Source organism: Phenylobacterium terrae, from assembly GCF_042681205.1.
Lineage (GTDB): Bacteria > Pseudomonadota > Alphaproteobacteria > Caulobacterales > Caulobacteraceae > Phenylobacterium > Phenylobacterium terrae.
The window spans coordinates 544482-559181 of record NZ_JBHUEY010000001.1 but is presented as its reverse complement, the minus strand read 5'-3'; the positions used below and the strand labels follow the sequence as shown (position 1 = coordinate 559181).

The window sequence follows — 14700 nt, the reverse complement described above, 5'->3', positions numbered from 1 at the left end:
AGCCCAGCCGCTAGGCATCATAGTCATCAGCTAACCCGTGGCGGTGAGGCGTACGGCGCGGAGTTGCCGAAGCTTCAGTCGACATCGTCAATGATCCGTCTACGACTGGCACTTCCGCCTCCTCGGCGTCCATTAGCTCATCCGCAACGGCTTCGATTTCCGCGACAGCAGCGCGCAGGTGCACGAGGATCGCTGACGCAAGATCTTCAGGCTCCGTCAGCGCCTCTTCCGGATCGGTATCGGATCCGGCGTGCCAGGAGATGTTGAGATCGTCGGATCGGGCCGCGATGGCTTCGCGCGTGAAGCAGCGCCAGCGATCTTCCTCGTCTCTGGGTGAGCGATCGGATCTGCCGAGCGGATCGTCGCCAAATAGTGCTTCGAAGGCCGAGAAGTCTTCACGTCTAAGAGGCCGCTTCTTCCCGTACTTGGGCGCGTTGTGTCGCATATCGTACACCCATAGGCGGCGAGTGTTCGACCTGTTCGTTCGGCCCTTTGTGAAGAATAGAACGTTTGTCTTCACGCCGGGGCTATAGAATATACCGGTTGGTAGACGCAAAATTGTATGCAGATCACAAACGTCCATAAGCTCATTGCGCACCTTTCGCGCAACGCCATCTTCGAAGAGAACGTTATCGGGTAATACGACCGCTGCCCGTCCGCCAGGTTTGAGCCCGCGATAGATATGCTGCAGGAATGCCAATTGCTTGTTCGCAGTCGCGTAGGAGATGTCGCTTCGCATCTTTCGGGCGCTGCCCGCCTTCGCGCCGAACGGCGGATTTGCGAGTATGACGTCCGCTTCTGAAAGTGCTTGTGCGTCGTCGGTAAGGGCGTCTCCGAGAGTTATTTTGGCATTCAACTGGTGCAAGAAGGCATTCATCAGGCAAATTCGATAAGTGCCCTTCTCAATTTCAATGCCTTCATACCGAGGCGGTGAGTTTTGATACAAGGCACCCGCTGTGGAGGCTCTCACGTATTGATCTGCCGAGATCAGGAATCCACCGCTTCCGGTCGCTGGGTCCTGGATGATCTCGCCTGCCTTCGGACGCACCATACGAACAATGCAGTCGACGAGCGGTCGTGGCGTGAAGTATTGCCCCGCGCCTGATCGGGCATCCTGCGAGTTCTTCGCCAGCAAGCCCTCGTAGATTTCGCCCATTCCGTCCATGGTGACGGAATGCCAGTCGATCTGAGCGATGCCTTCGATGACCGCTCGCAGGTTTTCTGAATGTGAAAATACCGTCGTAGGAAACGCATAGATGCGTCGAACCTGCTCGCTTGGCGCGTGGGCTCCCAAGAAGGTTAGCATCTCTCGGTAATGATCGAGCAGGTCGCGCCCTTTGTAGGAAGCCAGATCTTTCCACCTGCGGCCTTCGGGAAGCAGATGATCCGTGCCCGTTTCATCTGCGATTTTCAGGAAGAGAAGGTAGGTAAGCTCAGATATATACTCATGATAGCTTACGCCGTCACCGCGGAGTATGTGGCAGAGCCCCCAAATCTTTTGAATGATGTTGTCAGCGTTCACTGCGGGGAAACCTGAGCTATTTGGACGACATTGCCGCTGTGTATGCGGGTTGGCGACCACCTGAACCGGGGCTCGCCGCCGGGCTCGTTATGACTGATTGCCGCCTTTGCCCAAAGCGCCGCTGCGCGATGTCGCGAACTTCGAGGGCAGCCTATTAGAGGCGGTCGCGCGGGGCGAGATGCCGATGATTGAAGTTCGGGCCTACGGCCAAGCATGAAGATGCCCGGCAAGCTGACCTTTCGAACGTCAGCTAAGAGTCAGCATCGGCTCCCGCACTCCTCCTTCCGCACCAACCCCCAGCGCCATAACCTCCCCTGACCACCGCACCCGCCCGGGAGGCCCCGCCCCATGCTCGCCCTGATGATGGACCGGCCGCTGACCCTGCCGTCGATCCTCGAGTATGCCGCCGCCTACCACCCCCACCGCGAGATCGTGACGCGCACGGTCGAGGGCCCCATCCACCGGTACGGCTACGCCGAGGCGCTCGCGCGCTCCAAGCGGATGGCGAATGCGCTGATCGCGCTCGGCGTGAAGCCGGGGGACCGGGTGGCGACGCTGGCGTGGAGCACGCACCGGCACTTCGAGCTCTACTATGCGGTGTCGGGGATCGGGGCGGTGCTGCACACGATCAATCCGCGGCTGCACCCGGACCAGATCGCCTGGGTGGCGGGGCATGCGGAGGATTCCGTGCTGTTCTTCGACATCAGCTTCGGGGAGCTGGTGGGGGAGGGGCTGAAGGGCAGGCTGCCGACGGTGAAGACCTTCGTCGCACTCACCGACCGGGCGCACCTGCCGGCCGAGGCGCCGGAGGGGACGCTGGTCTACGAGGAGCTGGTCGAGGCCCATTCGGCCGCATTCGACTGGCCGGAGCTGGACGAGCGGCAGGCCAGCGCCCTCTGCTACACCTCCGGCACCACGGGCAATCCCAAGGGCGTGCTCTACGGCCACCGCTCGACGGTGCTGCACGCCATGGCGGCGGTGGCGCCGGACGCCTTCGACCTGTCGGCGCGCGATGCGGTGCTGCCCTGCGCCCAGATGTACCACGCCAACGCCTGGTGCACGCCCTATGCGGCGCCGCTGGTGGGGGCCAAGCTCATCCTGCCCGGGCGGGCGCTGGACGGGCCCAGCCTCTGCGAGCTGGCGCTGGCCGAGCAGCCGACCTTCCTGCTGGGGGTGCCGACCATCTGGGTGGGCCTCTTGGACCACCTGGACCAGACCGGCCAGCGGCTCACCTCCGTGCGCCACGTGGCGGTGGGCGGCTCGGCCCCGACCGCGTCGCTGGTCCGGCGCATCGAGGAGGGGCTGGGCGCCAGCGTTAGGCAGATCTGGGGGATGACCGAGACCAGCCCGATGGGGGTGATCAACACCCCGCTGGCCGCCCACGCCGGAGAGGCGCCCGAGGCCGCCGCCGCCCGCAAGCTGAAGCAGGGGCGGGGGATGTGGGGCGTGGAGATGCGCATCGTCGGCGAGGACGGGGCCGTGCTGCCCCGCGACGGCAAGAGCAGCGGCGCGCTGCAGGTGAGGGGGCCCTGGGTCTCCTCGGCCTACTTCAAGCACGACGGGGCCGCGGCCTTCACCGACGACGGCTGGTTCGACACCGGCGACATCGCCACCCTCGATGCCGAGGGCTACCTGCGCCTCACCGATCGGGCCAAGGACGTGATCAAGTCGGGCGGGGAGTGGATCTCGACGCTGGACCTGGAGGACGCGGTCTCCTCCCACCCGGCCGTGGCCATCGCCGCGGCCATCGGCGTGCCGCACCCCAAGTGGGACGAGCGGCCGCTGCTGCTGGTGGTGCTGCGGCCCGGCTATTCGGCGAGCCCCGACGAGCTGAAGGCGCACGTGGCGAGCCGCGTCGCCAAATGGTGGGTGCCGGACGAGGTGCGCATCGTCGAGGCCCTGCCCATCGGGCCCACCGGCAAGGTGCTGAAGCGCGAGCTTCGCCAACAGGTCGCCCAGGCCGCCGAGTAGCCGCCCTGAAGTGTTGCGTCCGGGCCAGGGCGGCGAACACACTATGGTGACGCTTCCTTGATGGGGCGAACTCCCGCGCCCACTTCGCGTTCAGAATTGCGAGGTGAGTGTTCGAGGAGCGTTGCGTGGCGCGTAAAAGACCGAAGGGAGTCTTGGCCTTAGGTTGGGCGTGCATCTCCTGTGCGGCGACCGGCCGGACCGAGCATGTGCCGACATCCGAAGACTATCCCGACGACGTGGTCCGCCGGATCAGCTTCGAGGCCGGCGGCGGCCACGGCTGGAAGATCTCGGCCCTGACGACGCCGAGGGACAAGCCGGCGCCCTGGAAGATCGTGGTGATCACCGGCTCGCCCTCCTGGGCCGAATACTGGGCGCCGGTGATGGCCGCCCTGCCGCAGGACCGCGAGATGCTGGTGGTCGACCGGCCGGGCTTCGCCGGCTCGGAGCCGTTCGACTGCGTGCCGGACATCACCGTCCAGGCGCAGGCGCTGGCCCCGGCGCTGGCCGCCGCGCCCGGCCAGAAGGTGCTGCTGATCGGCCAGTCCTACGGCGGGGCCATCGCCAGCCTGATGGCCAGGGCCCATCCGCGCCAGGTTCACGGCCTGGTGCTGCTCTCGGCCTTCCTCGGCTCGCCCGGCCCGACCGCGAAGTTCCTCCTGGAGCACGGCTCGAAGGTGCTGGGCCTGCTGCCGCGCGACCTGAAGCACGCGACCATCGAGTGCACCGGCCAGGCGAGCCAGCTGCACCTGCTGCATCAGGCGCTGCCGGCCCTGAAGGTCCCGATCCACGTGGTGCACGGGGACGCGGACGACTTCGCGCCCATCGACATCGCCGAGCGGTTGGCCCGCGAGACCCGCACGCGCCGGCCGATCCGGTTCCAGAGCGTGCCCGGCGCCAACCACTTCATGAACGATGCGCCGCCGCAGCTGCTGCTGGAGGTGATCGAGGCCTGCATCCCGCCGGCGCCGTTGCCGCTGTGGAAGCGCGTGCCGCTGCCGAACCTGCGCTGGCCGAAGCTGCGCCTGCCGCAGACGATCGGGGCCGGCGGCGTGCGACAAAGGGGCTTGGCCGCCTCCATCTGAACGGCGATAAGCGATGCCTCAACCGCCCTTGCGGGCCAACGATTGGGGAGAGCCTCGCCGATGAAGGCCGCCGTTCTGCGCGAAGTGCGCACGCCGCTTCAGATCGAAGACGTCCAGATCAACAAGCCGGGCCCGCGGGAAGTGCTGATCCGCACCGTCGCGGCCGGCGTCTGCCACTCGGACCTGCACTTCATCGAAGGGTCCTATCCCCACCCGCTGCCGGCGGTGCTCGGCCACGAGAGCGCCGGCATCGTCGAGCAGGTCGGCTCGGACGTGCGCACGGTGAAGCCGGGCGACCACGTCATCACCTGCCTGTCGGCCTTCTGCGGCCACTGCGAATTCTGCCTGACCGGCCACATGAGCCTGTGCGTGTCGCCCGACACCAAGCGCGACCCGAAGGACGAGCCGCGGCTGATGCAGAACGGCGCGCCGATGCCGCAGTACCTGAACCTGTCGTCCTTCGCCGAGCAGATGCTGATCCACGAGCATGCGTGCGTGGCGATCAACAAGGAGATGCCGCTGGACCGGGCGGCGCTGATCGGCTGTTCGGTGATGACCGGGGTCGGGGCGGTGATCCACACCTCCAACGTGCGGCCCGGCGAGACCGTGGCGGTGATCGGCTGCGGCGGCGTGGGCCTGTCGGCCATCAACGGGGCGGCGATCGCCGGCGCGGGCCGGATCATCGCCATCGACATGCACCCGGGTAAGGAGAACTTCGCCAAGGCGTTCGGCGCCACCGACTTCATCAACGCCTCGGAGACCGATCCGGTGAAGGCGGTGATCGAGCTGACCAAGGGCGGCGTGCACCACTCGTTCGAGGCCATCGGCCTCGGCAAGACCGCCGAGCAGGCGTTCAACATGCTGCGCCGGGGCGGGACCGCCAACGTGATCGGCATGATCCCCGTCGGCCAGACGGTCACCCTGATGGGCGCGGCCTTCCTGGGCGAGAAGCGGATCCAGGGCTCGCTGATGGGCTCCAACCACTTTCCGGTCGACATGCCCCGGCTGGTGGACTTCTACCTGCAGGGCAAGCTGAAGCTGGACGACATGATCTCGCGCCGGCTGAAGCTCGAGCAGATCAACGAGGCCTTCGACGAGATGAAGAAGGGCGGCATCGCCCGCTCGGTCGTCATGTTCGACGCTTAACGGCGAAGCCCGCCGATTCTCTTGCGCGCGCCCGCATCAATGCTTGCGGGCGCGCGTTTCATTTGGCCCTGCTCCGACGGCCCAGGTCGGGGCGATTCCCTGCAAGCATACCCCCGCCTAGAATCCCGCGCCGCGCCCCGGCCGCCCCCGCCTGCGCCGATGCGGCTATATTGTCATTCCAAGTCAAGAACTTCGCGCGCCGCGGACAGCGGCCGGCGCGGCGGAGATACCGGCCGCTAGATTTCGTGTTTCCGGCCGGAAGCAGAGTTGCAGACTGAAACAATTCTGCTTGCGAACAGTACCGATCGGTGTCGAAAATTCGGCATCCACACAGCATGCACGACGATTTCCAATGATCGTGCAGCCTCAGGGGGGATCGGTCATGTCTAGGTCAAATTACTTCCGCGCGTCGTCTTTCGCGGCCCTTGCGGTCGCCACCGGCCTCGGCGCCACCGCCGCCCACGCCCAGTCCGAGGACAGCACCCTCGACGAAGTGGTCGTCACCGGCTCGTTCATCGCCGGCACGCCGGAGGATGCGGCCCTGCCGGTGAATGTCCTCAACTTCGAGGACATCAAGAAGATGGGCGCGCCGAACAACGTGGAGATCATCCGGAACATCTCCGAGATCGGGATGATCCAGGGCGAGTCCAACCGCTATTCGGGCCTGCAGCAGGGCACCGGCTCGGTGAACCTGCGCAACATCGTCTCCTCGCGGTCGATCGTGATCTTCAACGGCCGCCGGCTGCCCGACCAGGTCGGCGGCATCAGCCAGAACACCAACATGATCCCCAACGCCGCCATCGGCCGGGTGGAGGTGCTGAAGGAAGGCGGGGCTACGACCTATGGGGCCGACGCGGTCGGCGGGGTGGTCAACTTCATCACCCGCAAGAGCTACGACGGCCTGGAGATGACGCTCGGCGGGCGGCACATCCCCGGCGCGGAGGACCTCGAGTACGACGCCAGCATCCTGTGGGGCAAGACGTTCGACCGCGGCAACGTGCTGGCGACCCTCAGCTATTCGCACCGCAGCGACCTGCGGGCCCTGGAGCGCGACTGGTCGCAGCGCGACTACCTGGAGAACAACCACATCTTCGCCTGGACGGCGGCGGGCAGCCCGGGCTCCTACGTCCCGCAGTCGCGGCTCGGGGCGACCTTCGTCAACGCCCCGCTGACCGACCCGCTGAACCAGGCGCGCTCGATCACCGGCATCGTGCGCGACCCGTTCTGCTCCGAGCTGGGCGGCTTCGCCGGCTTCTCGGCGACGCCCTCGCCGGTCTGCTACTGGCACCTGACCGAGTACGACTTCCTGCAGGAAGAGCAGAACACCACCCAGTTCTACGGCGAGGCCAACTACGACGTCACCGACAACCTCCGGCTCCACGCCGAGCTGACCTATTCGCAGGTGGACCTGCCGGCGATCTCGATCTCGCCGGGCGAGGGGCCGGCGCGGAACCCGGACGGCGGGACCAACTCGGTCAACCCGGCGCTGTTCTTCTCGACGCCCGGCACCAACCCCGCGGTCGGCCAGTTCCTGCGCGACATCGGATTCTATTCCGATGCGACCATCGCCAACATCACCAATCCGGCCGCGCCCGGCCGCGTGGCGCTGCCGCTGCAGGCCTGGCGCCTGTTCGGGGCCGGCGGCAACCCGCTCAACGCGAGCGGCCTGGACGACTCCCAGCACACCACCAACGAGTCCTGGCGCGGCACCCTGTCGGCCAACTGGGACATCGGCGAGCTGTTCGGCAACAAGCTCTCGCTCGAGGGCGCCGTCACCTACCAGTACACCAATTATTCGGTGAGCACGGTCGACGTGCTGTCCACCCGGCTGATGGCGGCGCTGCAGGGCTTCGGCGGGCCGAACTGCAACGGCGTGCGGGCCGACCTGCCGGGCTCGTCGGGCTGCTACTACTTCAACCCCTTCTCCAGCGCCATTCCGCGCAACGTGGCGACGGGGGCGGTCAACCCCGGCTTCGTCGGCACGGGCAGCTACGCCGGCTACGCGCCGGGGACCGGGCTGCAGAACAACCCCGACATGCTCCGCTGGCTCTACGAGCCGATCTGGATCGAGCGCGAGCAGGACTTCTACGTCTATGACCTGATCCTGCGCGGCGAGACCAACTGGGAGTTGCCCGGCGGTCCGGCGCGGTGGGCGGTCGGCGGCCAGTACCGCCTGACGGAGAACTCGCGCCGGCTCAGCGACCTGGCCAATATCGGCGAGGTGCCGATCGACCCGGCCCTGGCGCAGACGCCGCGCGGGCCGGAGACCAACCCCTGCGTCATCCCCGGCATGCAGCCGGGCGACCCGCCGCGGGTGCTGTTCGGCCAGACCATCACCTGCGTGACGGGCGTCAACGCCGTCGGTCCCTTCCTGGTCGGCCCGTTCGGCAACCGGGCGACCTCGGTCCTGCAGGGGACCACCCGCTTCAACGAGACGCGGGAGTTCCCGGTCTGGTCGGCGTTCGGCGAAGTGAACCTGCCGATCTTCGACAATCTGCAGCTGAACCTCTCCGGTCGCTGGGAGAAGTTCATCTCCGACATCACCGACCGCGACAACGAGGTGTTCGTGCCGGCCGGCTCCATCCGCTGGCAGGTGAACGACATGCTCGCCCTGCGGGCCACGGCGGGCAAGACCTTCTCGCAGGTCAACCCGGATGTCCGCAGCTTCACCGACGCCACCTTCAACGCCATGACCACCTTCGGGGGCAACAACCCGACGGCGACGCGCGTGTACGAGAACCCGGACATCAAGCCGGAGACCGGGTTCAACTACAACATCGGCATGATACTGAATATCAACAACTTCTCGGCGACGATCGACTACTACAACATCACCATCGACGACTACACCGGCCGCGACGTGGGGGTCTCCGACCTGATCGCCCAGTCGCTGCAGGACCCCAACAACATCACGCCGACCAACCCGCTGCTGAACTGCGCCAGCCCGTTCATCACCGAGCCGCAGGCCTCGCTGGACGGCGTGCCGGTGCTGACCCTGGACGGCCCCTGCGTGCAGGGGACCACGCGGGTCCAGGACATCGAGCGGATCACCTACACCAACGACCTGAACTCGGGTCAGCTGAAGACCTCGGGGATCGACCTCACCGCCCGGATCCGGTTCGACGACTTCTGGCGCGGCACGCTGACCCTCAGCACCGACCTGACCTACCAGCTGACCTACGAGGTGACGCCGCTGGAGTACCTCGGCATCGAGATCGCCGAGGGCTGGGAGGGGCTGGGCTACCTCAACGACTCGCCGACCGGCGGCAAGAACGGCCAGCACAACTCCATCTGGCGCGCGACCTGGGGGGCCAACTACGCCATCGGCCGCCACAACTTCAATCTGAACGCCCGCTTCGTCGACAGCCTCGAAGACGACCGCGCCGCCAACTTCCAGCCGTCGAACACGACCAACTCGAACCCGGCGAATCCCTCGTCGTGCCAGGGCTCCGGCGCCAACATCAACTCCAATCCGCCGGACGCCGGCGGCAGCGAGCGGCCGTTCAACGCCGCCTGCAACGTGACCATCCTGAACGGTCAGAAGATCGAGGACTTCTTCACGGTCGACTTCACCTACCGGGTGGAGCTGCCGTGGGATACCTCGGCCTCGTTCACGATCAACAACCTGTTCGACCAGGATCCGCCGTTCGCCCGCTACGGCCTGTCGTACGACCCGTATCTCGGCAGCCCGCTGGGCCGGAACTTCCGGTTCACCATCACCAAGCGGATCTGGTGACGGCGGCGCCGCTGCATGATCGACAGCCCTGCGGGGGCGGCGCCGGCCGCCCCCGCAGTCGCATCAGGCCGGGCCTGGTCCGTTAGTAGCGCGGTTGCCCGTTTTCCCAGTAGTAGCGGCCGGTGCCCGGGTCGTAGAAGTAGTACCGCCCGGCGCGTTGGTCGTAGTACTGGCGGCGGTTGACGTTGTCGTAGCGCGGGGTGGTCGCCGCGCCGAGCGCCGCGCCTGCGGCCCCGCCGACGACCGCGCCGGTCACCGACCCGTCCACGGCCGCGCCGATCGCGGCCCCGGCCAGGCCGCCGGTGGCGGCGCGTTCGGTCATGGTGGTTCCGCAGCCGGCGAGCGCCAGGGCGCCGGCGGCCGCCGCACAGCTGATCAGTGCCTGCTTCATGGCTATCCTCATTTGCTAACCAGCGAACGACCCATGGCGTAGCAAGGTTCCGCGACCGGCGCGTGGCGGGGATCAGCGGACGCTGAACACGCCCCGCAGGGCCGGGCGCACGTAGCCGTAAAGGGTGACCTCCGGCGTCAGCTCGGGAATGCGGTCCAGCATGGCGGCCGAGTTGATCATCGCCAGCAGCATGTGCGCGGCGATGGTGGGGTCCACCGGCCGCAGCGCGCCCTCGACGATGCCGTCGCAGATCTGCCCGGCGAGGGCGTTGGCGGTCTGGCGCATGCGCCGCTCCACGTGGCCGCGCAGCTCGGGCGGGGCCAGGCGCAGCGCGTGCCGGCGGAGCATCCGGCCTCCGCCATGGTGGGCCTGGCTGATGGCCAGCGGCGCAGTCGCCAGGAACAGGCGCCGCCAGCCGGTCTCCTCCGTCCGCGCCCGGGCCAGCGCGCTCTCCAGGATGGCGAAGCTGCGGTCGAAGCAGGCGCCGATCAGCTCGTCCTTGTCGGCGTGGTGATGGTAGAACGAGCCTTTGGTGACCTTCAGCCGGGCCGAGATGCGGTCCACCGAGGCGCCCGTCCAGCCCTCGCGGTTGATCAGGTCCGTGGCCTCGATCAGGAATCGCTCGCGGACCACCTCGCAGCCGGCGACTTCCGCCTCCATCACCGCCAGGTCGTGCGGCCACCGCTGACCGGGCCCGGCCAGGCCGAAGGTCATGATCTCGGCCACCCGGTCGGCGACCCGCGGGTAGTCGGCCAGGGCGTAGTCGCCCAGCCACGCCTCGGACGCGGCCAGCTGCTGCAGGATCAGGCGCGAGAGCAGCCGCTGGCGCCACGCCTCCGGGGCCGGCCGGTCCTCTCCGACCAGCAGGTCGGCGATCCGCTGGCGCAGTTCCTGGTAGCGGATGTCGACCGGATCGCCGCTCGCCCGCCACAGGGTCCGCACCTCGTCGAGCGGCGCCAGCGGCGGCTCCTCGCCCAGCGCGATCCGGCGCTGGACCTCGAAGTAGGCGCGCACGAAGGCCCGCAGGCGCTCCGGCGGCGAGCCGGCGCTCCAGGCTGCGTCCAGCATGGCGTCGAAGCGGTCGGCCCCGTGCAGCAGGCAGGCGCTGACCAGATCCTCGCGCCGCTTGAAATAGTAGGTCAGGCTGACCGGGTGCAGCCCCATCCGCTTGGCGACCGCCGCCAGGGTGAAGCCCGCGAGCCCCTCCTGCGCCAGCGCCTCCGCCGCCGCCGTCAGGATCGCCTCGCGCCGCGCCGCATAGCGCGGTCTCTCGTTGGCAAGCCCCACGCCCGCTTCCACGGTGTTCCTCCCTCCGACAGACCCTTTTTTCTTTGAAGTCTATGGCCTGCCCCGCCGCCGCGAAAGCTCCGCAGTTCGCAGAGCGGCGTTACGCCGCCAGCGCCATGCGCAACTCGGGCGTCGGATCGTTTTCCACCCGGCTCTGCAGGTCGAAGATCATCGTCGCCCGCCGCTCGACCTCGTACGGCGGCCAGGCGGGCAGGGCGGGCGTGCTCGGGTTGCCGGAGCGCGCGAAGGCGAGCCAGGCGGCGCTCATCTGGTCGGCCAGGGCCTGGGGCTCGGGCCCGGGGCCGACGAAGGCGCGATTGGTCTCGACCCGGTCGAACACCAGCGGGATCTCCAGCGTGTGGGGCGACTTGAAGACGCCGTTCCCGACCGGCGTCTCCCAATCCAGCCGGTACATCCACACCGGTGCGCCCTTCTGGGCGGCCTTCCGCTCGGCCAGGGTGATCGAGCGTCCGAGCATCCCCGTCGCCGTGGCGAAGGCGGTGAACAGGTAGGTCGGCGAATAGTCCGGATGGACCTTCCTCAGCGCCGCCAGCACCGCGTCGGCCCTGGGCCCGGCCTGCTGGCGCGTCCGCTCCACCAGCTCGGCCTCGGTCAGCTTCCCGAACCAGGGCTCGGAGGCCATGAACAGGGTCATCTCGTCCTTGGTCGTGCCGATCAACAGCGGGATGTCGGCCGACTGGGGCGGGGCGTCGGGCGTGAACGGGTCGCGCGGCAGGACCAGGCCGTCCACCACCGGGGCGAGGCCGAAGCGGGTCCCCGGCTGGGTCACCGCCTTGGCCTGGGCGGCGTAGGCGGCCTTGATGATCGCCTCCGCCGGGACCGCCTGCAGCGCCGCCGTATCGCCCTTGGCGATCCCGAGCTCGGCCAGCAGCATCTCGGCGTTGCGCGCCGCCGCCTCCTTCGGCACGCCGGTCAGGCCGGGTCCGCTCTGGACGATGGCCTTGTGGAACAGGCCCTTGGCGGCGGGCGTGGCCATCAGGGTGGAGACCTTCGCCCCGCCGCCGCTCTCGCCGAAGATGGTTACGTTGCCGGGATCGCCGCCGAACGCCTCGGCGTTGTCGCGCACCCATTGGAGCACGGCGATCAGGTCCAGCAGGCCGGCGTTGCCCGACTTGTCGTAGGCCTCGCCCATCGCCTCGGCGAGGTAGGTGTAGCCGAAGGCGTTCAGCCGGTGGTTCACGGTCACCACCACCACGTCGCCTTTGCGGGCCAGACCCAGCCCCTCGTACATCGGCCAGCCGCCCGAGCCGTAGGCGTAGCCGCCGCCGTGGAACCAGACCATGACCGGCCGCTGCTTCGAATCCCCCAGCCCCCGGGTCCAGACGTTGAGGAACAGGCAGTCCTCGCGCCCCTCGCGCGTCTCGCGCGCCGTGGGGAAGACCTCGGCCAGGGACCTGCCCAGCGCCGACTGCGCCTCGCCCGAGGGGCGGGAGTACATCTGCACGGCCGGCGCGCCATAGGCGATCGCGTCCACCGGCTCGGTCCAGGCCTTGGGCGGCTCCGGAGGCTTGAACCGCAGCGGCCCCACTGGCGGAGCGGCGTAGCGCACGCCCTTGAAGACGTTCACCCCCTCCTGCACGATCCCGCGCACCGGCCCGAAGCTGGTCCGCACCACCGGCGTGCGCGCCTGGGCCGCGGCGGGCGTCCAGAGGAGGGTGGCGCCGGCGAGCCCGCCCGCGCCGAGCAGCAGCCCGCGCCTGTGCATGATTGCGCCCATCGTCGCCTCCCGAACCCGCTCGCTGCGGCAGCAGGCGTCAGAGCGGGCGGAACGTCAACGGTGGCGACGACAAATGCCGCCTCTACCTCCCCCGCGAAGCGGCGGGAGGGGAACCAGGCGCCGAGCGCAGCGAAGAGCGACTGGTGGAGGGGGCGAGCCGCAGGCGCGGCGCCGGGCAATGCGACAGCGCGCGAGGTGGAGAGGCGGTGCAGGTGGCTCGCCCCCTCCACCCCCCGCTCTTCAGCCGGCGGGCGCCGGCTTCGGCGGGCAGTCCCCCTCCCGCCGCTGCGCGAGGGAGGTAGGGGAGGGAGAGTGGATTATCGCGCCAGGCTGGCGGTGGTGAGGCGGGGGGCGGCCTCGGCCAGGTGGCGGGTCTCGGCCTTGGCGGCCACCAGGCGCTCGATCTCGGCCTTCTTGGCCTTGAAGGCGGCTAGTTCGGAGCCGGCCAGCACCGTGCCTTGCGGGACCTTGGCGCCGATCGGGTTCACGCGGCGGCCGTTCAGCCAGACCTCGTAGTGCAGGTGCGGTCCGGTCGAGGCGCCGGTGGAGCCCACATAGGCAATCACCTGCCCCTGGCGGACGCGCTGGCCCTTCTTGATGCCCTTGGCGTAGCGGGAAAGGTGGGCGTAGCCGGTCTCCCAGCCGCCCGAGTGGCGCACGCGCACCCAGTTGCCGTAGCCGCCCCAGCGGCGGGCCTCGACCACCACGCCGTCGCCGGCGGCGAACACCGGCGTGCCGGTCCCGGCCCCGAAGTCGATGCCCTGGTGCATGCGGTTGTAGCCGAGGATCGGGTGGCGGCGCATGCCGAAGCGGGAGGTCATCCGCGCCCCGTCGACCGGGGTGCGCAGCAGGAAGCCTTTGATGTTCTTGCCGGTCTCGTCGAAGTACTCGACCCCGCCGCCGGGCCGCTCGAAGCGGTAGAAGCGCTGACCCTTGAACTCGGCGTATTCCAGCTCGCCGGTGTCGACGGTGCGGCCGCTCTCGGTGACCTTGCGGCCGAACACCAGCACGAACGGGTCGCCCGGCTGGATCTCGCGGAAGTCGACCTTGTGCGAGAACAGCTTGACCATCTGGCCGGTGATGGTCGGCGTCGCGCCGAGCTTGGCGGCGCTCTGGTAGAGCGAGCCGTGGATCTCGCCGTCGGCGACGGTCAGCTCCTCGCGGACCTCCTCCTCCATCTCGCGCAGGCGAAGCGCGCCGTCGAAGCTGCGGGACAGGGTGATAGCGCTGGCCGGGCCCGTGCGCAGGGACAGGCCGATCAGCTTGGCCGGGCCGTTCTCGCCCTCGGGCTTGGCGACCGCGGCGTCGAACTTCAGGCCGGCCTTGATGTTGACCACGTCCATGGCCCCGCCGAGGGCGCTCACCGCCTGGCGGGCTTCGTCGGGGGCGACGCCGGCGCGGCGGACGGCGGCCTCGAAAGTCTCGCCGGGCAGGATCTTCACCGCCACGTTCTCGGGCCGGGTGAAGCCGGGCTGGGCCTCGGCCGCAGCGAAGGCCTGGTGCTGCAGGGCGGCGATGGCGGCCGGATCCAGCGGCGGCGGCGCCTGCGGGCCGGCGTCCTGCGGCGAGGTCACCTTCCACGCCAGCAGCGCGATCGCCAGGGCGCCGACGCCGGCGGCGGCGGGCGCAAATCGGAAGGTCTGCCGTCGTGGATCGAATTCTTGCATCGTGCCCCCGAACTGACGATGTCGCGGTAAGTACCGAGTGAAGGCTGTTGGTTAACAGCCGGCCGAGGCAGGCCGAATCATGCTGCTCGTAAGTAGGTTAACGGCAGGTAACGCGTTGCCCCACAGGGTTTTTCGTCTCAAGGGGCCTGCGACCGTTGCG

At 68.5% G+C, this 14700-nt stretch carries 9 protein-coding genes; 4 read left to right on the top strand and 5 right to left on the bottom strand.

Annotated features, from left to right (window positions below):
* Nucleotides 1-10 precede the first annotated feature (10 nt).
* On the bottom strand, nt 11-1522 hold the full coding sequence (locus tag ACFSC0_RS02745) for a class I SAM-dependent DNA methyltransferase (protein ID WP_377280643.1): 1512 nt from the start codon (nt 1520-1522) through the stop codon (nt 11-13).
* Nucleotides 1523-1870: 348 nt separating this feature from the next.
* Between ACFSC0_RS02745 and ACFSC0_RS02740 the strand changes: the two genes are divergently transcribed.
* The 4 genes from ACFSC0_RS02740 (at nt 1871) to ACFSC0_RS02725 (ending at nt 9457) form a co-directional block, all read left to right on the top strand.
* On the top strand, nt 1871-3493 hold the full coding sequence (locus ACFSC0_RS02740; protein ID WP_377280644.1) for a long-chain fatty acid--CoA ligase: 1623 nt from the start codon (nt 1871-1873) through the stop codon (nt 3491-3493).
* Nucleotides 3494-3699: 206 nt separating this feature from the next.
* Nucleotides 3700-4575 carry an alpha/beta fold hydrolase gene (locus ACFSC0_RS02735; protein ID WP_377280645.1) on the top strand — a complete coding sequence of 292 codons (876 nt, stop codon included), beginning with the start codon at nt 3700-3702 and terminating at the stop codon, nt 4573-4575.
* A gap of 60 nt (nt 4576-4635) precedes the next feature.
* The gene (locus ACFSC0_RS02730) at nt 4636-5721 is read left to right on the top strand and encodes a Zn-dependent alcohol dehydrogenase (protein WP_377280646.1); all 1086 of its coding nucleotides are present in this window, start codon (nt 4636-4638) and stop codon (nt 5719-5721) included.
* A gap of 382 nt (nt 5722-6103) precedes the next feature.
* Nucleotides 6104-9457, top strand: coding sequence for a TonB-dependent receptor domain-containing protein (locus tag ACFSC0_RS02725; RefSeq protein WP_377280647.1), 3354 nt, complete (start codon nt 6104-6106; stop codon nt 9455-9457).
* A gap of 82 nt (nt 9458-9539) precedes the next feature.
* Here the strand turns inward: ACFSC0_RS02725 and ACFSC0_RS02720 are convergent, their stop codons facing one another.
* The 4 genes from ACFSC0_RS02720 to ACFSC0_RS02705 all read right to left on the bottom strand — a co-directional run bounded on the left by ACFSC0_RS02720 (nt 9540) and on the right by ACFSC0_RS02705 (nt 14540).
* Complete coding sequence (locus tag ACFSC0_RS02720) at nt 9540-9848, bottom strand: hypothetical protein (RefSeq protein ID WP_377280648.1); 309 nt, start codon at nt 9846-9848, stop codon at nt 9540-9542.
* A gap of 72 nt (nt 9849-9920) precedes the next feature.
* Nucleotides 9921-11147, bottom strand: coding sequence for a TetR/AcrR family transcriptional regulator (locus tag ACFSC0_RS02715; protein ID WP_377280649.1), 1227 nt, complete (start codon nt 11145-11147; stop codon nt 9921-9923).
* 88 nt (nt 11148-11235) lie between these two features.
* Entirely contained in the window at nt 11236-12873 is a 1638-nt protein-coding gene (locus ACFSC0_RS02710) for a carboxylesterase/lipase family protein (protein ID WP_377280650.1), read from the bottom strand.
* 317 nt (nt 12874-13190) lie between these two features.
* Entirely contained in the window at nt 13191-14540 is a 1350-nt protein-coding gene (locus tag ACFSC0_RS02705; protein ID WP_377280651.1) for a M23 family metallopeptidase, read from the bottom strand.
* Nucleotides 14541-14700: the final 160 nt, after the last annotated feature.

Coding starts and splice junctions, on each gene's coding strand:
- ACFSC0_RS02740 (WP_377280644.1), top strand. CDS start 1,871: ATGCTCGCCCTGATGATGGACCGGCCGCTGACCCTGCCGTCGATCCTC.
- ACFSC0_RS02730 (WP_377280646.1), top strand. CDS start 4,636: ATGAAGGCCGCCGTTCTGCGCGAAGTGCGCACGCCGCTTCAGATCGAA.
- ACFSC0_RS02725 (WP_377280647.1), top strand. CDS start 6,104: ATGTCTAGGTCAAATTACTTCCGCGCGTCGTCTTTCGCGGCCCTTGCG.
- ACFSC0_RS02720 (WP_377280648.1), bottom strand. CDS start 9,848: ATGAAGCAGGCACTGATCAGCTGTGCGGCGGCCGCCGGCGCCCTGGCG.
- ACFSC0_RS02710 (WP_377280650.1), bottom strand. CDS start 12,873: ATGGGCGCAATCATGCACAGGCGCGGGCTGCTGCTCGGCGCGGGCGGG.
- ACFSC0_RS02705 (WP_377280651.1), bottom strand. CDS start 14,540: ATGCAAGAATTCGATCCACGACGGCAGACCTTCCGATTTGCGCCCGCC.